Annotated in this window: 23 protein-coding genes and 3 pseudogenes; 13 read left to right on the plus strand and 13 right to left on the minus strand. The window is 64.4% G+C overall.

The genetic code is table 11. The features are described 5' to 3' along the window. The 4 genes from D893_RS09555 to D893_RS09570 all read left to right on the plus strand — a co-directional run. A partial coding sequence (locus D893_RS09555) for an integrase core domain-containing protein (RefSeq protein ID WP_146220547.1) occupies nucleotides 1-254 on the plus strand: 254 nt, incomplete at its 5' end. Between the two features lie 56 nt (nucleotides 255-310). Then, entirely contained in the window at nucleotides 311-517 is a 207-nt protein-coding gene (locus tag D893_RS09560; RefSeq protein ID WP_110619660.1) for an AbrB/MazE/SpoVT family DNA-binding domain-containing protein, read from the plus strand. After that, on the plus strand, nucleotides 514-894 hold the full coding sequence (locus D893_RS09565; protein ID WP_018946731.1) for a type II toxin-antitoxin system VapC family toxin: 381 nt from the start codon (nucleotides 514-516) through the stop codon (nucleotides 892-894). The genes D893_RS09560 and D893_RS09565 overlap by 4 nt, the downstream gene beginning before the upstream one ends. 176 nt (nucleotides 895-1070) lie before the next feature. Beyond that, nucleotides 1071-1592 (plus strand): hypothetical protein, encoded by a 522-nt coding sequence (locus tag D893_RS09570; protein WP_026288943.1) that lies wholly within the window; start codon nucleotides 1071-1073, stop codon nucleotides 1590-1592. 77 nt (nucleotides 1593-1669) lie between these two features. Here the strand turns inward: D893_RS09570 and D893_RS09575 are convergent, their stop codons facing one another. Both D893_RS09575 and D893_RS09580 read right to left on the minus strand, forming a co-directional pair. Further along, on the minus strand, nucleotides 1670-1990 hold the full coding sequence (locus D893_RS09575) for a type II toxin-antitoxin system RelE/ParE family toxin (RefSeq protein WP_077244201.1): 321 nt from the start codon (nucleotides 1988-1990) through the stop codon (nucleotides 1670-1672). Next, entirely contained in the window at nucleotides 1987-2178 is a 192-nt protein-coding gene (locus D893_RS09580) for a hypothetical protein (protein ID WP_077244200.1), read from the minus strand. Before D893_RS09580 ends, D893_RS09575 begins: the two co-directional genes overlap by 4 nt. A 167-nt stretch (nucleotides 2179-2345) precedes the next feature. Between D893_RS09580 and D893_RS09585 the strand changes: the two genes are divergently transcribed. Continuing rightward, complete coding sequence (locus D893_RS09585) at nucleotides 2346-2801, plus strand: hypothetical protein (RefSeq protein WP_210434093.1); 456 nt, start codon at nucleotides 2346-2348, stop codon at nucleotides 2799-2801. A 12-nt stretch (nucleotides 2802-2813) separates the two neighbouring features. Here the strand turns inward: D893_RS09585 and D893_RS09590 are convergent, their stop codons facing one another. The 4 genes from D893_RS09590 to D893_RS09605 are packed head-to-tail and all read right to left on the minus strand — an operon-like array spanning nucleotide 2814 to nucleotide 7391. Next, nucleotides 2814-4607 (minus strand): prepilin-type N-terminal cleavage/methylation domain-containing protein, encoded by a 1794-nt coding sequence (locus D893_RS09590; protein ID WP_168409940.1) that lies wholly within the window; start codon nucleotides 4605-4607, stop codon nucleotides 2814-2816. Nucleotides 4608-4666: 59 nt separating this feature from the next. After that, entirely contained in the window at nucleotides 4667-5887 is a 1221-nt protein-coding gene (locus tag D893_RS09595; protein WP_110619663.1) for a PilX N-terminal domain-containing pilus assembly protein, read from the minus strand. 2 nt (nucleotides 5888-5889) lie between these two features. Then, nucleotides 5890-6774: a prepilin-type N-terminal cleavage/methylation domain-containing protein gene (locus D893_RS09600; RefSeq protein ID WP_110619664.1), complete on the minus strand. Its 885-nt coding sequence runs from the start codon at nucleotides 6772-6774 to the stop codon at nucleotides 5890-5892. A gap of 2 nt (nucleotides 6775-6776) precedes the next feature. Next, entirely contained in the window at nucleotides 6777-7391 is a 615-nt protein-coding gene (locus tag D893_RS09605; RefSeq protein ID WP_110619665.1) for a GspH/FimT family pseudopilin, read from the minus strand. 189 nt (nucleotides 7392-7580) lie between these two features. Here D893_RS09605 and D893_RS09610 point away from each other — a divergent pair, with 189 nt between their 5' ends. After that, nucleotides 7581-7979, plus strand: coding sequence for a type IV pilin protein (locus D893_RS09610; RefSeq protein WP_110619666.1), 399 nt, complete (start codon nucleotides 7581-7583; stop codon nucleotides 7977-7979). Nucleotides 7980-8002: 23 nt separating this feature from the next. On the opposite strand, the gene D893_RS09615 is transcribed toward D893_RS09610, so the two are convergent. Beyond that, nucleotides 8003-8536 (minus strand): GspH/FimT family pseudopilin, encoded by a 534-nt coding sequence (locus D893_RS09615; RefSeq protein WP_110619667.1) that lies wholly within the window; start codon nucleotides 8534-8536, stop codon nucleotides 8003-8005. Between the two features lie 79 nt (nucleotides 8537-8615). Here D893_RS09615 and D893_RS09620 point away from each other — a divergent pair, with 79 nt between their 5' ends. Beyond that, nucleotides 8616-9482: a formylglycine-generating enzyme family protein gene (locus tag D893_RS09620; protein WP_110619668.1), complete on the plus strand. Its 867-nt coding sequence runs from the start codon at nucleotides 8616-8618 to the stop codon at nucleotides 9480-9482. 195 nt (nucleotides 9483-9677) lie between these two features. Here D893_RS09620 and D893_RS09625 read toward each other — a convergent pair whose 3' ends face one another. From D893_RS09625 to D893_RS09640, 4 genes are all read right to left on the minus strand, one after another. After that, nucleotides 9678-10058, minus strand: coding sequence for a type II toxin-antitoxin system VapC family toxin (locus D893_RS09625; protein WP_018946719.1), 381 nt, complete (start codon nucleotides 10056-10058; stop codon nucleotides 9678-9680). Next, nucleotides 10058-10303 carry a prevent-host-death family protein gene (locus tag D893_RS09630; protein WP_024329270.1) on the minus strand — a complete coding sequence of 82 codons (246 nt, stop codon included), beginning with the start codon at nucleotides 10301-10303 and terminating at the stop codon, nucleotides 10058-10060. The genes D893_RS09625 and D893_RS09630 overlap by 1 nt, the downstream gene beginning before the upstream one ends. A 113-nt stretch (nucleotides 10304-10416) precedes the next feature. Next, nucleotides 10417-10959, minus strand: coding sequence for a protein disulfide oxidoreductase (locus D893_RS09635; RefSeq protein ID WP_077243638.1), 543 nt, complete (start codon nucleotides 10957-10959; stop codon nucleotides 10417-10419). Beyond that, complete coding sequence (locus D893_RS09640; RefSeq protein ID WP_026288939.1) at nucleotides 10956-11387, minus strand: hypothetical protein; 432 nt, start codon at nucleotides 11385-11387, stop codon at nucleotides 10956-10958. Before D893_RS09640 ends, D893_RS09635 begins: the two co-directional genes overlap by 4 nt. Nucleotides 11388-11458: 71 nt before the next feature. Between D893_RS09640 and nadA the strand changes: the two genes are divergently transcribed. The 3 genes and pseudogenes from nadA to D893_RS09655 all read left to right on the plus strand — a co-directional run. Beyond that, the gene (nadA, locus tag D893_RS09645) at nucleotides 11459-12541 is read left to right on the plus strand and encodes a quinolinate synthase NadA (protein WP_018946715.1); all 1083 of its coding nucleotides are present in this window, start codon (nucleotides 11459-11461) and stop codon (nucleotides 12539-12541) included. Nucleotides 12542-12555: 14 nt separating this feature from the next. Further along, entirely contained in the window at nucleotides 12556-12906 is a 351-nt protein-coding gene (locus D893_RS09650) for a nucleotidyltransferase family protein (protein WP_077243636.1), read from the plus strand. Beyond that, a pseudogene (locus tag D893_RS09655) lies at nucleotides 12899-13033 on the plus strand (nucleotidyltransferase); the annotation flags it as partial. The gene D893_RS09650 and the pseudogene D893_RS09655, both read left to right, overlap by 8 nt. Nucleotides 13034-13065: 32 nt before the next feature. Here D893_RS09655 and D893_RS09660 read toward each other — a convergent pair. Further along, nucleotides 13066-13272, minus strand: a complete 207-nt coding sequence (locus D893_RS09660) for a hypothetical protein (RefSeq protein WP_018935903.1) — start codon at nucleotides 13270-13272, stop codon at nucleotides 13066-13068. An 85-nt stretch (nucleotides 13273-13357) separates the two neighbouring features. Here D893_RS09660 and D893_RS09665 point away from each other — a divergent pair, with 85 nt between their 5' ends. The 3 genes and pseudogenes from D893_RS09665 to D893_RS14030 form a co-directional block, all read left to right on the plus strand. After that, the gene (locus D893_RS09665; protein WP_110619669.1) at nucleotides 13358-13741 is read left to right on the plus strand and encodes a precorrin-3B synthase; all 384 of its coding nucleotides are present in this window, start codon (nucleotides 13358-13360) and stop codon (nucleotides 13739-13741) included. Between the two features lie 142 nt (nucleotides 13742-13883). Next, nucleotides 13884-14105 (plus strand): annotated as a pseudogene (locus D893_RS09670) (nucleotidyltransferase domain-containing protein); the annotation flags it as partial. Then, nucleotides 14098-14241 (plus strand): annotated as a pseudogene (locus D893_RS14030) (HepT-like ribonuclease domain-containing protein); the annotation flags it as partial. The pseudogenes D893_RS09670 and D893_RS14030, both read left to right, overlap by 8 nt. Nucleotides 14242-14269: 28 nt before the next feature. On the opposite strand, the gene typA reads toward D893_RS14030, so the two are convergent. Continuing rightward, nucleotides 14270-16096 carry a translational GTPase TypA gene (typA, locus tag D893_RS09680; RefSeq protein ID WP_024329280.1) on the minus strand — a complete coding sequence of 609 codons (1827 nt, stop codon included), beginning with the start codon at nucleotides 16094-16096 and terminating at the stop codon, nucleotides 14270-14272.

Genomic DNA, 16096 nt, shown 5'->3' on the forward strand with positions numbered 1-16096 from the left:
CCACTCTCGAACAGGCTCGTGAATGGATGCTCGGCTTCGTGCACTGGTACAACGAGCAGCATCGTCACAGCGCGCTGAACTACGTGACCCCCACCCAGCGCCACAACGGCGAGGCCGCTCGGATCCTGGAACGCCGCCGAGCCACATACGAGCGGGCACGAGACGCCCATCCCGAGCGTTGGTCCGGCCCCATCCGGGACTTCGGTCTGCCAGAGACGGTGACCCTCAACCCGGAGACAGCCGCCAGTTGTTAAAGAACCCTGAACTCCATCAGGCGACATCTACCTTGACAGATAGCGGGGTGCTAAAAATGGAAGCCCTCACCATCTCTCCGAAATATCAGGTCGTCATCCCCCGGGCGGTACGCGAGGCGCTGCATCTTCGTGCAGGCCAGAAGGTGCAGATTATTGCGTACGACGACCGTATCGAACTGATTCCCGAGCGGCGTATGAGCGAGATGCGGGGGTTCCTCAAGGGCATTGACCCTGATGTCCGGCGCGAGGGAGATCGCGTGTGAACGTGGTCGATTCGTCCGCGTGGCTGGAATACTTTGCCGACGGCCCCAATGCCGAAGTTTTTGCAGACGCCATCGAGACCACGCCAGAACTGATCGTCCCCACGATCAGCCTCTACGTAGTCTTCAAACGGGTACTCCAGCAACGAGGCGAGGCGGCAGCCTTGCAGGCGGCCGCATTGATGCAGCAGGGCGAACTCGTCGAACTCACGGGCCCCTTGGCCCTGTCCGCCGCCAGTCTCGGCAACCAGCATGGTCTCCCGCTCGCCGACAGCATCATCTACGCCACCGCGCGCGCCCATCAGGCCGACCTCTGGACCCAGGACGCCGATTTCGACGGGCTTCCAGCTGTTCACTACATCCCGAAGCCTTCCCCGTAGGAGGCCAGCCCTCTGGCCGATCGGGCCTGTCCAACACCCAAATCGGCGAGAGGGCTCGCCTCCTGCGGGCCGGGGGCGCCTTGTGGGAGCGCGTCCCCTGTGCGATGCGGCGCGATTTTGGGCGGGTGCGGCGGGGTCGTATACTCGCCGGACGTGTACGCAACCAGCGGTGCCGCATGCCCCCCAGCAATATCGTCGAAGGCCCTCGCGTAGCCACCTGGCACTGCCCCTCCTGCCGCGAATCCGTGCCGCGACTGCTGCCCAACGGCAGCGCCAACCGCGTGACCCTGCCGCCCGAACGCACCATGCTGCCGGACGACGACATCCGCGCGGCCTGCGAACGGGTACAGGGACTGCGCGCCCCGGAGGTGTGCTACGCCTGCGACCAGGCGTTCCAGGAACTGCTCGGCACGCTGGTGCGCCCGCCGGCCGAGGAAGGCGACGCCCGGGGCGAACCCGGGCTGAACGACACCGGCGTGGTCGGTGCCCTGGTCCCGCTGGCCGAACGCGGGACCCAGCTGCTCATCTTCAACGTGATCGCCGGCGAACTGCGCTGCACCGAGATCGAATACCTGACCGATTTCGACCCCGACCGCCTCACCTACCCCGGATCACGCGGGGCGATCGCCCCGCGGATCTGGGAACTGTACGAGCGACACTTGGCCGAACTGCATGCAGGCAGTGACTCACCCTCATAACACCTCAAGCACAGCGGACCAAGGCCGCCCCGCCAGCCCTCCCCAAACGTGACACTTTCAATGTGGCGAATGCGACATCAGTTAGCGTCGGTGCTTCTCGCGAGAGCTTCGGGTTGATGTGGCAGGCGCTGACGGTAATGCTTGATGGTAATGATCTCGATTTGCCCGGGCGACACGCGGTAAATGATCCGGTAAGGGCGCTCGAGCAACTCGCGCAAGTCGGCGCGACGATAATCGGGAACGGTTCGACCACTCAGCGGATGGTCGGGTAATTGACGAGTACGAGCAAGGAGGCGCTCGATCATCCGGGCGGCCGCTGCCGGATCCACGGAGCCGATGTGCGCATGCAGCTCCTCAAGGCACGCAAGCGCCTCATCCGTCCAGTGAACCGCGCTCACCGCCGCAGGCCGAACCGCCGCTCCACCTCCACCTGCGGCATCACACGCCCGCCCTCACTATCGGCCAGTCCGCGTTCGATGGACGCATGCAGCTCCAGGCGATACACGACGTCCTCCCAACTGGCGTTGTCCGGAAGTTCGTCGATCAGGTCGTGTGCCTGCGCTTTGGGAGTCTTGCTTGCTTCCATGTTTCGCATCGCCTCTCTACCTAGCTCAGCCAATTTTACACACAGTTGCTCGTCATCGGGAGTGAGCGCGTCACCAACGCCGCAACACTTACCAAATACGCCTTTCCTGGAATCTGATCGCGAATCTGCGCGTAGCCACCTGGCACTGTCCCTCCTGCCGCGAGTCGGTGCCGCGACTGCTGCCCAACGGCAGCGCCAACCGCGTGACCCTGCCGCCCGAACGCACCATGCTGCCGGACGACGACATCCGCGCGGCCTGCGAACGGGTACAGGGACTGCGGGCCCCGGAGGTTTGCTACGCCTGCGACCAGGCGTTCCAGGAACTGCTGGGCACGCTGGTGCGCCCGCCGGCCGAGGAAGGAGACGCCCGGGGCGAACCCGGGCTGAATGACACCGGCGTGATCGGTGCCCTGGTCCCGCTCGCCGAACGCGGGACCCAGCTGCTTATCTTCAACGTGATCGCCGACGAACTGCGCTGCACCGAGATCGAATACCTGACCGACTTCGCCCCCGACCGCCTCACCTTCCCCGGATCACGCGGGGCGATTGCCCCGCGGATCTGGGAACTGTACGAAGCACACCTTGCTGAACTTCATGGGCACACCACGGGCCCGAATCAATGAACCCGCACAGGGTTAGTTATCGACTCCTTCGCAATCGACTCCGTCGCCAGCGATTTCAAAATCCAGGGTCACCTCGCCGAACTCCGAAATATCTTCGAAATCGAAGACATTTCCTTCCAGTTCGATCGAACCATCACCAAGGTTGTCACTGTGCTCGAAGGCGTCACAGACGAAGCCTTCACCAAGGTTAACCTCCATGGTCCCCTCCCAGGTTGAGGCCGCCTCCTGTCCGGCGCTACGTTCGATTTCGCAGACATAGCCGATGTCACCGGGTACGTTCCCCCCAAGATCTTCCGTCTCACAGGTGATCTCGCCTCCATCCATCGTCAGCGACTCGAGTTCGGGGTGATCTCCTCCCTGCCTCGTTTCCGTGATGGCTCCACTGACAATGGTGGTACGCGTTTCTTCGACCTCCGCATCATCACCGATGCACTGATAACCCAGATTGGGGTCCAGATCCAGGGCATCGAGCAGGCAGTAATTGCGTCCGGGATTGCCGTCGGGACTGCTGCGGTCGTCAGCAGAGGGGGCCCGCTCGGACCACGCGGTTTGGCAGTCCTCATTGTCCGCGTTGTTCCCCAGGGGAGACAGCAGAAAATCATGAGCCAGGAGATCCACGGGCGGGTACCTTTCCTCGATACTCAATGACGGATCCACACCGATGCCAGCCACGCGGACCCGATCTCCGCTCTCGTAGAAACCACGGTAACGCCGGATCGACGACAGGCGGGCCTCCCGGCTGGCCCAGAGATCCGGATTCGGATCGTGCGCGGGCGATCCGACACAGACCTGGTCCTGATTGGCAATACCGTCAAACCGGACAATCCCGATATTGCCGTACCAGCCCTCGGCGAAATAGCACTGATAGTCGAAGTAGCGGGCGTCGTCCTGTTCACCGAGATGGTGTTCTTCGATGGTGTCATCCGGACCGAAGGTTTCCAGCACTTCATCATCTTCGTCCAGCACGAAACGCGTACAGAACGCAGCGTCGGAAGAGACCACTCGGGTCTCATTCGGATCCACATCGTTGTTGCCGGTACCCAGATCATGGTCATTGTCAAAATAGACGCGCCCGCGAATGGTGCTGAACCGCTGCGGGATACAATCAGGCGTGACCTGACAACTACCTGAACCCTCCATGGTCATCAGAACCTCAGCCTCGTCGCCTTCTCCTCGAACCAGCTGAACCGTACCGTCGTCCGCCATCAGGATGTCGGTCCCGTCTTCCACAAGACCCTCGTCTTCGCCGCGGTCGACCTTTTCGACATCCGGATCATCGACGTCCAGGACCTCGTCACCGCCCATGCGGCCCGCTCCCGTGGGGCGATCCACCAGGCTACCGCCCCCATTGCCTTCTTCGGACTCAGTGGCAGCGAAGCTGATGCGGGGGTCATCCCAGACCACGAAGGTGCTCAGAGTGACCGATTGCGACTCATCCCGCCGATCCTGCCACTCGACCGTAATCTCGGGCTCGATGGTACGGATAACCGAGCCCACCTCGGTCTTGTTGAGGTCGATGCTCAGGGTGTACTCGGCGTTCTGGCCCATCTCCGTCCAGTCGCCATCATATTCGTCAACCGCGGCGGCAAAATCCTCGTAGGTGGAGAAACTGCGCAGGCGCTCGATCTCGCTTTCCGCAAGCTGCACGGCTTCGGCGCGGGCCTTGGAGGTACTGGTATTGGCCACCAGGTCCCCCTGCAGCCGCGCAATGGCCAGCACTCCAACCGAAATAATGACGAGGGCCACCAGGGCTTCGATCAGCGTCAAACCCGCTGTACGAGCGCGCAAACTGTAGGTCTTGTTCATGGCGAGCCTCCCGTGGGCCGCGGTCTTGCTGAAGATTTGTGAGGAACCGGGGCGGTACATTACGGCGCCTCCATGGAAGTCCAGTCGCGCCAGGCGCCGGCCACGCCGGAGCGGGCACCGAGGTCACCGGCTCCTTCCGCCGCGATGGGGTCAAAGATGAAATGCGGGGTACCGCCCACGTCGGTGGAATCCCCCTGGACAACCGTTGAGCCGAAGACACGCGGCGTGCCATTGGCGCGCAGGTCCTCGCGAACGTACAAAACCCCGTACATTTCAAAGTTGCCGGTCAGGTCTGCGTCCCCATCCACAACGATCACGACCGGGTTTTCGCGGGTTCCCACATTACCGTCGAGGTCCGCATCTTCAGAGAACCAGATGACCTCGTTCTCCGCCCCATCGATGTCACCCATATCCGGGTCCAGCATGGTGGGGACAGTATCGCGATACCGCGCAGGGTCCTGCCCCATGAAGTTACGGAAAAACTCGTCGTCCGAAAGGCTGGCGAGCTGAAGGTCCTGATCCACGACGTCCGGCCCCTGCCCTCCGGCATCCGTCGTGCAGATATACATGGCGTTGTCGCCACATGCCTGATTGGGCGCATCATGCACCCAAGTTTCGGGGTCGACCGTACCTTGCTGGTCGTCCCTCGCGATGTAGGTGTTGCCGGGGTTACCCGTAATCGTCAGATCGGACCCCGACCAAATCGTGAGGTTATTGAACGCATTGAAGACCCGAGCGGCCCCGTTGGTATCGACCCCGCCACGGCTGGTCAGCGGGTTGGTGGGCGGGTCGGCAAGCGAAGGCGCCCCGGAACTCGCGGTGGCGATTCCTTTACGAGCGTTGCGATCATCGCTCCAGCCACAGGACCAGATGCCGGTGCGGCGCAGGCCGCCATTATCGTCGTCGGGGGTCCCGACGTTGGCCGCTTCAGTACCGAAATCATTCGGGTCCGCGGGACAATCGGGCAGCTTGTCCAGTTCGTCCCGAGGAACGAAGGCAAAATGATAGACGGTGCCGTCGGACGCGGTCTTCGTGCCCTGGTGAGTCGTGTCCGTTCCACCTTCCTTGAGGTAGGAGATCGCGGACTCCACTCCGGCCTGAGCGGCGCTGGCGGTCTGCTTCATGCGGACCTCGTTGGCGGCCATGCGCTCTTCCTGCAGGGCCGTGCGGGCCGAAAAGAACACCAGCAGGGTCAGTGCAACCATGATGACCAGCGCCACCAGCAGGGTTGCGACGCCGCGCTGACGCGAAGGACGGTTGTGCAGAGTCCGGTATGTCATGGTTAAGGTACCTGTCGCACGAAGATACGGTTATTGCGCACGCGAACCGTTTCCTGAAGATTGACGTTCGTGCCGGAATCCGACCGGTCCCGGGCTGTGAGCGTTATGTTGATACGGCGGGTTTCCACAAAGTTGTTGTCGTCACCCGCGTCTCCTTCCCATTCGCCGTCATACCCGCCGTCGGCCTCGTCGTCGGCACAATGCGCCGCCGAGTCTGCGTTGCCATTCACCCACTTCTCGTCGTCATCATCATAGTCGTCATCGTTGCGATTAACGGAGAGATTGAGGCAGCTGGAGCCCTCGGTACTGAAGGACAGGTCCGTGACGTTGGTGCTTCCGGGGTCGGTGAGGCTGGCCCAGTCACCGCCGTCGCACCCCAGGTCAGTCTGTTCCAGACCACCGGTCAGCATCTGCAGTTCGCCATCATCGAGGCGGTACCCGAATACGTACTGAACGCCCTCGGTGTCGAGATCGGAGAGATCGCTTTCCAGGGGGTCATGGTCCGCGCTGGAGGCGTCGTAGCTGAAGGTGGGGTCGTAGCTCAGCAGAATGCAGTTCCGCGTGCCGCTATCGTAATCATGGATCGTGATGTTGCGATCATCTTCAGTGAACGGATTGCTGAGGCCACTGGCCCGATCACGATGCGAAAAGCCGGCGCGGCGGACGTCGTTGATCATGAAGTCCATGGCGATGCGGGATTCCTGCGTGACCCGGGCCTCCTGGACCACAAACCCCGCACCGCGCAGAACATTCAGGTACAGGGCGATCACGCCGGCGACCACGAGCATGCCGACCAGGATGCCGACCATCAGCTCGACCAGCGTGACACCGCGAATCCTGCTGCGCCACCGGGCGTGCACCGGGCGGCTCCTGCTCGGCTGGTTCATGTTCACGGGTTCACCTCGCATGCGGTCTGGTACCTTCCGGTGGCCCGGCCACTGGCACAGATGCTGGGCCGGCCGATGGCGTTGATCTCCACGCCCAGTTCGAAATTGTTGGGCGAAGACTCGAAACGGAACTGCTCGAATGGATCGGGGCGGGGAGACGGAATGCCCCGAACCCCGTCAAACGCCAGATCAAGCTCCGTATCGCCGTTCCCGTTGATCTCCATGGAGACGTCGGCGAAGTCGTCGTGGGTGAAGCGGCGGAGGACCTGCTGCGTGGCTCCGGATTCGTCGTCGACGGCGACATCCAGCAGGCAGGCGTCCGTAGCGTTCGAATCTTCCACGGAACAGTCACAGCCGGCGTTGTTGCTGATACCGATGCACCAGTCGTCTCCCCCACTGTCGGCCTGGACCCGAAGATGCAGCTCTCGCCCCTGCATGATGGCCTCGCTGCGGATGAACTGAATCTCCTCGAATACCCCTTCGGCCGCGCCTACAACCTTGCGCTGCTCGAGCATGTTCATGATGGGAGAGGCGAGCGAAACGAGGATGACGAGCACGGCCAGCGTGACCATGAGCTCGATCAGGGTAAATCCGGTCTGTCGACGCCGGTTGCGCATGTTGATCCGCCTTGCGTGGTGGTCTGAACGCTTGTCTATAAGGTAGCAAACCCTGCGGGGCAATCTGACCCCGCGCGCCTACCGCCTGGCACCCGTGAATGACCGTTCGGGTGGGGTGCCGTGCCAGCAAGCGGCGAATGTGCTGTAATCCGCACCATCGGCACTCATTTCCGGCACGAGGGAACGGCGATGCGAATCAAGGGTTTCACGCTTATCGAACTGATGATCGTGGTAGCGGTCATCGCCATCATCGCGGCGATTGCCTACCCGAGCTACCTCAACCACGTGCAGAAATCCAAGCGGGCCGATGCACACGACTCTCTGACGCGCATCCACATGGCGCAGGAGCGCTATCGGGGCAACAATCCGGAGTACGCCGGAGATCTCAGTGAACTCCAGGGGTGGGATGCCGATACCGTGGACTCGGCCGACGGCCACTATCGTGTGACGATCACGGAGGCTGACGCTACAGGGTTCCGGGCCACAGCTACGCCACAGGGCTCTCAGGACCGCGACTCCAGCTGCAATCCAATCGTGCTTGAACTGGGTTCGGACGGGCAGGAACGAACCCCCGAAGATTGCTGGTAAACTCCGAAGGGCAGACCCGGAAGCTAGCCCGGATCTGCCAATGGACACTCGGCGATTTCCTCCAGCCTCACCCGGCCGACGCTGGTCATCACCAGCCGATAGGCCACGGCCTCCCCGCAGATCCGGAAGGAGCCCATCTGCAGGGCACCGGTGAGTCGACGCGGAACACCCCGCGACGTGTACGAGACGTACGCATCGACCGGCGTGTTCGGGCGAATGTCGACCGTGGACACCCCGCGCCCGTCGATCCACGCGGCATCCTCCGCTGGATACCCCTGGGCCATCGGGTCCTCGAACATTCGCCAGCCGTTCTCCCATGAGGCATCCGCAGCGCACTGGCCGGCATCATTCACCGGGCACAGCGTCACGCGCGTATCCCGCATGATGGCTTCGGTTCGTGCCCGGTTGAGCGCCGACCACAGATCCTGGGCCTCGCCTTCCGCACGACGCCGATCCAGGGTTCCCTGAAACCCGGAAGCAGTGATGCCGGTCAATATGGCCAGCACCACGATCACGATCAGCAATTCGACGACACCGATTCCCTGTGTCCCTTTCATGGCATCCTCCCTGAGCCATGGACCGGCCCCGATTCTTGTCCGGCGGAACACAGGATGCAAGCAGAGGAGTCAGGACCTGATGGCGAAGAACGTGCAGCAAATGGATCAGGCGCAGTTGCTGGAGCTGCAGCAGCAGGCCGCGCGGGAGGCGCGCCGGGACACGGTTTTCCGCGACGAGGCCCGGTCGGGCGCGCCCACGCCGGAGCTGGTGGTGATCCCGCCGGGGGAGCTGGAGATCGGTTCCGATGCGCAGGAGTTCGGGCGCCAGGAGCACGAGGGCCCGCGGCGGCTTGTGACGCTGGAGCGGCCGTTCGCGCTGGGGCGTTTTACGGTCACGCTGGAGGAGTGGCTGGCCTTCGAGGAGGCCACCGGCCACGAGCGCTGGGACTGGCTGGTGCGGCCGAAGACGCCGCGCACGCCGATGTTCAACATCAAGCCGGCGGGAGTGCGCAAGTATCTGGAGTGGCTGAGCGAGGAGACCGGGCAGCGTTACCGCCTGCCGACCGAGGCCGAGTGGGAGCATGCCTGCCGCGCGGGGACGACCACGCCGTTCGCGTTCGGCGAGGTGGTGGGCTGCCGCGACGTGCATTTCAATTCGCTGTTCCCGTACGAGGAGCGACGCCAGCGGCGCAAGTGGTATATCCCGGCGTGCTTTCCGCTGAACCGGCCGCTGGATGTGGGCAGTTTTCAGCCGAACCTGTGGGGGCTGTACGACATGCACGGGAACGTGCAGGAGTTCACTGCGACGCCGTGGCACGACGGCCACGCCAGCCTGCCGCGCGACGGGATCTACGGGCCGGAGCCGGACAACGAGTGGCTGGTGACCAAGGGCGGCTCGTGGTTCGACCCGGCGGTGCTCACGCGCAGCGCCGCGCGCCGGCGCCGCAACGTGGACGAGATGGACACCAACCTGGGCTTTCGCGTGCTGCGGGAGCTGGAGGGCTAGCCCCGCGGCTTGTACGAAGCGCCGCATCGCGCAGGGGGCTGCGCTCCTACGGGGGGGAACGCCGGCCCGTAGGAGGCCAGCCCTCTGGCCGATCGGGGCCATCCCCGCACCGCATCGCGCAGGGGGCTGCGCCCCCACAAGGCGCCCCCGGGCCGCGGGGCCCGTCCTCTGGCCGAAGACGGCATGAGTGAGACCTTATTCCGGTCGGAACAGGTGGATTTCGAGGCCTTCGATGTGGCGGTAGTGGCGATCGTTGGCCGTGACCAGGGGCTGGCCAAGCTGGGTGGCCGTTGCGGCAACCAGGGCATCGGCCATTTGCATGTTGTGGCTGAGCGCATACGTCTCGACCAGGAAGGTGGCACGAGTCGAAATCGCTTCGCTGACGGGATGAATTGTGGCATCCCAGTAGCTCATGGCCTGCCGAAGCATCCGGAATTCGGCCTGGTTCCGCAGGCCCTGAACCAGCTCCATGTAGGTAACGGCAGACACCGTGAACCCGGGCGAACTGTCGAGCCAGTCCCCCGCTTTCCGGTTCCCGCGCAGGTTCCAGATCAGGACGTCCGTGTCCACCAGCATCAGTCGAACGCCCTCGGTTGGCGCATCCGCCGAACCTGGTCGTCTACCGATCCGGTCCGGTCACTCCAGAGTCCGAACAACGGATTGCGAGTCCTCTCTTCTCGCCCGTTTTCCTCGCGGAGGGTGAAGGGCACAAGACGGGCCCGCTTCCGGCCATGATAGGTGATCACGATCTCCTCTCCACGATCGATCGCGGCGAGGAGTTCGCGGCTGTGGAGCCGCATGTCTTTGGTGGTGGCTTCCATCTTTGCCTCCCGGAGTTACACTTTTCAGTGTAACCCTTGGGCCTGTACTGCCCAAACCCCATTGCCCGCGCCCCATGAGCTGCCGTTGGTGCAGGCGACCCGGGGCTGCACCATCAGAGCCAGCGGGCGAGCCAGAGGCGGAAACGCAGTTCCAGCGGCGGGGCGTAGCCCTGCTTGCGAAAGACGACGTCGCCGTCGGTGTTGATGATGAAGCTGGCGGGGACGCCCTGGACACCGTAGCGGGCGGCGAGCTGGCCCTGCGGGTCGTTGATGGTGGCCAGTTCGCGCTCGTTCTCGTTCAGGTGGTCGATGACCTCCTGCGGCTCGCCGGACTGCATGGCGACGGTCAGCACCGGATGGCTGTCCGACAGGCGCACGATCTCGCCTTCCTCCAGCCGGCAGATGGGACACCACGTGGCCCAGAAATGCAGCAGCACGGGTTCGTCGCCCACGTAGTCGGACAGGGCCACGGGCGAGCCGTCGAGCAGTTCGGCCTCGAACTCGGGGGCCGGGCCTTCCACCATGTCGCGGGCCATCCAGGCGCGCACCAGCAGGAAGATGGCCAGCGCGATGGCGATCTGGATGCCCCAGCCGAGCGCACGGCGGCGCGCGGTGGGTTTCGGGCGTTCGGGTTTTTCGGGCTGGGTATCGGTCAACGGATCATCTCGGCCTGGCCGGGTCGGGCGCGGGTGCCGCGCTGTTTGGGGCCCTTGCGCACGGCAATGCGTACCAGTTCGTCCTCGTCGTCCATCAGTTGTTCCCGCTGGTCTTCGCTCAGCAGCGGGTTGCGGGCCACGAAATAGCGCAGGTTGGGGTCGCGGTCGTTCACGCAGGCGGCCACCTGCTCCGGCGTGAGGTCGGGCCGCTTGGCGCAGTTCAGGCGCACGGTCTGGTTGGGGTCCGCCAGCAGCAGGGCGACTTCGTCGGGCTGCAGATCGAGACGGCGGGAGAAATACGCCTTGACCTGGGCATGCTGGTCGCGCACCAGGAACGGGCGCCAGCACGGCTCCAGGTCGGCGGCCAGCGCCATCTCCATGCGCTGGTCGAAGGACAATTGTCGGTACTGTTGCTCAAGCTCGGTCATGGCAGGGCCGAACGACACCGGAAAGGAGGCTGTCGTATTATAAGCAGACTGTAATAACGGCGAGGATTCCCATGACCGCACCGGTGGCCGAAAAACCGCTGTTCCACGTGCCGTCCACGGCGCACGTGACCGCCGGGCTGCACCACCTCGGCGAGGCCGAGCGCGCGGAGCTGGTGGACCGCATCAAGCGCCTGCTGCGCGAGCGCGACGCGGTGCTGGTGGCGCACTACTACGTGGACGAATCGCTGCAGCGCCTGGCCGACGAGACCGGCGGCTGCGTGGCGGATTCGCTGGAGATGGCGCGTTTCGGCAAGGAGCACCCGGCGAGCACGCTGGTCGTGGCGGGGGTGCGCTTCATGGGCGAGACGGCCAAGATCCTCAGCCCGGAGAAACGCGTGCTGATGCCCACGCTGGAGGCCGAGTGCTCGCTGGACCTGGGCTGCCCGGCGGACGAGTTCGCGAAATTCCGCGCGCAGCACCCGGACCACACCGTGGTGGTGTATTCGAACACCTCGGTGGACGTGAAGGCGCAGGCCGACTACGTGGTCACCTCCAGCATCGCGGTGCCGCTGGTGGAACACCTGCGCGATCAGGGGAAGAAGATCCTGTGGGCGCCCGACAAGCACCTGGGCGACTACATCCGCCGCACCACTGGCGCGGACATGGTGCTGTGGGACGGGTCCTGCGTGGTGCACGACGAGTTCCGCTCGTGGGCGCTGGAGGACCTGCGCAGCCGCCATCCGGACGCGGCCGTGCTGGTGCACCCGGAATCGCCGCGCGAGGTGATCCATCAGGCCGACGTGGTGGGCTCCACAAGCCAGCTGATCGCCGCGGTGAAAGACCGCGACGAGCCGGAATTCATCGTGGCCACCGACAAGGGCATCTTCTACAAGATGCGCGAGGCGGCCCCGGACAAGACCCTGATCGAGGCCCCCACCGGCGGCGAGAGCGCGACCTGCACCAGCTGTGCCCACTGCCCGTGGATGGCGATGAACGATCTGGTCTCGCTGGCCAATACACTGGAAGACACCGCCGAGCCGGCCACCAACGAGATTTTCATCGACGAGGACGCCCGTCTGAAGGCCCTGACCGCGACGCAGCGCATGCTCGACTTCGCCGCCGAGCACCGCAAGGCCACCGCCGGCGACGCCTGAACACGGGGAGCGGGATGATGCCGCCTCATGCGACCGGTACAACGCTTGCGGGACAGCCCCCCGCATCATCGCCGCTCGAACGTCACCGTGTCCTGGCGACACTCCGGGCGCATCGCGCCATACTGATCCGCGAGTTTGGCGTACGAGAGCTCGCGCTGTTTGGCTCGCTCGCCCGAAACGAAGCCGACCATGAAAGCGACATCGACATCCTCGTCGATTTCCCCGATCCAGCGTCGGCACAACAGTATTTCGGGCTGCAGTTCTACCTCGAGGACCTGCTCGGACGCCCCGTAGACCTGGTAACCGTACGAGCCTTGCGCCCCGAACTACGGCCGTATGTGGAACGCGAGGCCATTCATGTCTGAATCGTCACCCTCTCGGGCATGGCATTTCTATCTCGATGACATGTTGCGCTTCGCCCGCAAGGCGCTCGCCTACACCGAAGGCATGGATCACGACGCGTTCGTGCACAACGACCTGGTTTTTTTTGCCCGAACTGGTCATACAGCTTGAGCAATTCCCCGTCAGCGATCGTTGAGCCAGGCGGCCCACTGGGAGTGGGTGGAGGCGTCCACGCCGTCGGCCTTCGCTGCCTGCTGCAGGTGGGCCTGCAGGTCTTCCATCAGTTGCGAGTCCATCAGCTCCGGCTGCAGGGTCAGCTGGGCATGCAGTGTCGTGTACACCAGCTTCAGCTCGCTCAGGGCATACTGCGACCAGTCGAATTCGGCCATCAGAGGTTCTCCGCGATGAATGATGATCCCGGCATCCTGCGGCCCCGCGCGGGCCACCGCCAAATGAACCCGCAGGGGCGCGGAGATGTTTAAGCGCCGCGCGCGTCTGCTGGTGGCCGCCGCCGGGGATGACGGCCGCGCCGATCGCGTGGCCGAGCTGGCCGCGCAGGACGGGGACGTGGCCAAATGGCTGGAGGTTCGCCCGCGCCCGGCCATGGGCGAACTCGCGCGCGAGGACCTGGATTGGGCGGACCTGCTGGTGGCGGTGGACGCCGAGGCCGCGGAGGCCATGCCGGCCGGTCGCCCGCCCGGCTGCCGTCCGAAATACTGGCACCTTCCTCCGGCCGACGTGCTGCAGAACGCCCCGGCCACATTCGACGAAGCCACCCACTCGGCACTGACCTGCATGGCCGGCGGCATGCGCATGCTCGCCCGCATGGACGCCGAGGACCCGGCCGAACCGCAGTAACACCTCAACATGGCGTGAGGTCCCAGCCGGTCTGGCAGTGGGGAGTCCCGCACTGCGGCAGCATATGCGTTCGGGCGGGCAACGCCTTGTGGCTGCGCCCCGGGCGTGACTGTCGTATCGTAGGAGGACAGGAGGCTCGGGCATGCATCCATTGATCCAGCAACATCGTAAAGCGCTCGAATCGGTATGTCGCGACTTCGGCGTATCGCGGCTGGACGTTTTCGGGTCTGCAGCCCGTGGGGATGATTTCGACGCTCAATGTTCGGACGTGGACTTCCTGGTGGAATTCAGTCCGGACCAGACCGAATGCTCTCTGGAGCAATTTCTCGCTCTGCGCAGCGAGTTGAGCAACATTCTTGGGCGAGGCGCTGGGCCAGCTGGAAAAAGCGAATCCCGACGTGGCTCGACAGATCCCGAAATTGAGGGCGGCCGTGGATCTGCGAAACCTGCTGATCCACGGTTATGCGAAGGTCGACAACCGTATTATCTGGAATTCCGCCCCGGCGGGCGCCGGGGCGGGGACGGGCGTCAGGCGTTGGCGGCGGCGCGCGAGGCCTTTTTGCGCTCGTGCTCCAGCAGGAGCTTCTTGCGGATGCGGATGGCGCTCGGGGTCACCTCGACGAGTTCGTCGTCATCGATGAACTCGATCGCCTGCTCCAGCGTCATGCGCACCGGCGGGGTCAGCTGGATGTTCTCGTCGGTGCCGGCCGCGCGCACGTTGGTGAGCTGCTTGGCTTTGAGGGCGTTCACGACCAGGTCGTTCTCACGCGCGTGCAGGCCGATGACCATGCCCTCGTAGACCTCCTCGCCGGGGCCGATGAACAGCTTGCCGCGGTCCTGCAGGTTGAACAGGGCGAAGCCGATGGCCTTGCCGGGACCGTTGGCGATCAGTACGCCGTTCTGGCGCGAGGCCACCGAACCCGTCGTGGACAACGGCCCGTAGTGGTCGAACACGTGGTGCAGGATGCCGGTGCCCGAGGTCGCGGTCATGAACTCGGTCTGAAAGCCGATCAGCCCGCGCGAGGGGATGGTGTAGTCCAGGCGCACCCGGCCCTTGCCGTCCGGCATCATGTTGGTGAGTTCGCCGCGGCGTTCGCCCAGCTTCTCCATCACCGTGCCCTGGTGCTCTTCCTCGATGTCCACGGTCACGGTCTCGTAGGGCTCCTGCTTCACGCCATCCACCTCGCGGATGACCACCTCGGGGCGCGAGACGCCCAGCTCGTAGCCCTCGCGGCGCATGTTCTCGATGAGGATCCCCAGGTGCAGCTCGCCACGGCCGGAGACGCGGAACTTGTCGGGGTCCTCGGTATCTTCCACGCGCAGGGCGACGTTGTGCTTGAGCTCCTCGTCCAGGCGCTCGCGGATCACGCGGGAGGTGACGTACTTGCCCTCCTTGCCGGCCAGCGGGGAGGTGTTCACCTGGAAGGTCATGCTGACCGTGGGCTCGTCCACGGTCAGGGCCGGCAGGGCCTCGACATTGCTCGGGTCGCACAGGGTGTCGGAGATGAACAGCTTGTCCATGCCGGTGAAGGTGATGATGTCGCCGGCGTTGGCCTCGCTGACATCCACCCGGTCCAGCCCGTGGAAGCCCATGATCTGCAGCATGCGGCCGTTGCGCACGCCGCCCTCGCGATCGATCACCTTGACCTGGGTGTTCGGGGTGATACGCCCGCGCTTCACCCGGCCGACGCCGATCAGGCCCTGATAGGAGTTGTAGTCCAGCGAGGAGACCTGCATCTGGAACGGGCCGTCGGCGTCCACGTCCGGCGGCGACACGTGCTCGACGATGGTCTCCAGCAGGCAGGTCATGTCGCCTTCGGTCACGTCCGAGTCCATGCCGGCGAAGCCGTTGAGCGCCGAGGCGTAGACGATGGGGAAGTCCAGCTGCTCGTCGCTGGCGCCGAGGCGGTCGAACAGGTCGAAGACCTGATCCACGGCCCAGTCCGGACGCGCCCCCGGGCGGTCGACCTTGTTGACCACCACGATCGGCTTGAAGCCCATCGCGAAGGCCTTCTGGGTCACGAAGCGGGTCTGCGGCATGGGGCCGTCCACCGCGTCCACCAGCAGCAGCACGGAGTCGACCATCGACAGCACGCGCTCGACCTCGCCGCCGAAGTCGGCGTGCCCGGGGGTGTCGACGATGTTGATGCGGTAGTCCTGCCACTTGATGGCGGTGTTCTTCGACAGGATGGTGATCCCGCGTTCCTGCTCCAGCGCGTTGGAATCCATGACCCGCTCGCCGTGGTCGCCACGTTCGTCGAGGGTGCCGGACTGGCGCAGGAGCTGGTCGACCAGCGTGGTCTTGCCATGGTCGACGTGGGCGATGATGGCGATGTTGCGAAGCTTCTCGGTCAT

The sequence above is a fragment of the Thioalkalivibrio sp. ALE21 genome, from assembly GCF_003208255.1.
GTDB lineage: Bacteria > Pseudomonadota > Gammaproteobacteria > Ectothiorhodospirales > Ectothiorhodospiraceae > Thioalkalivibrio > Thioalkalivibrio halophilus.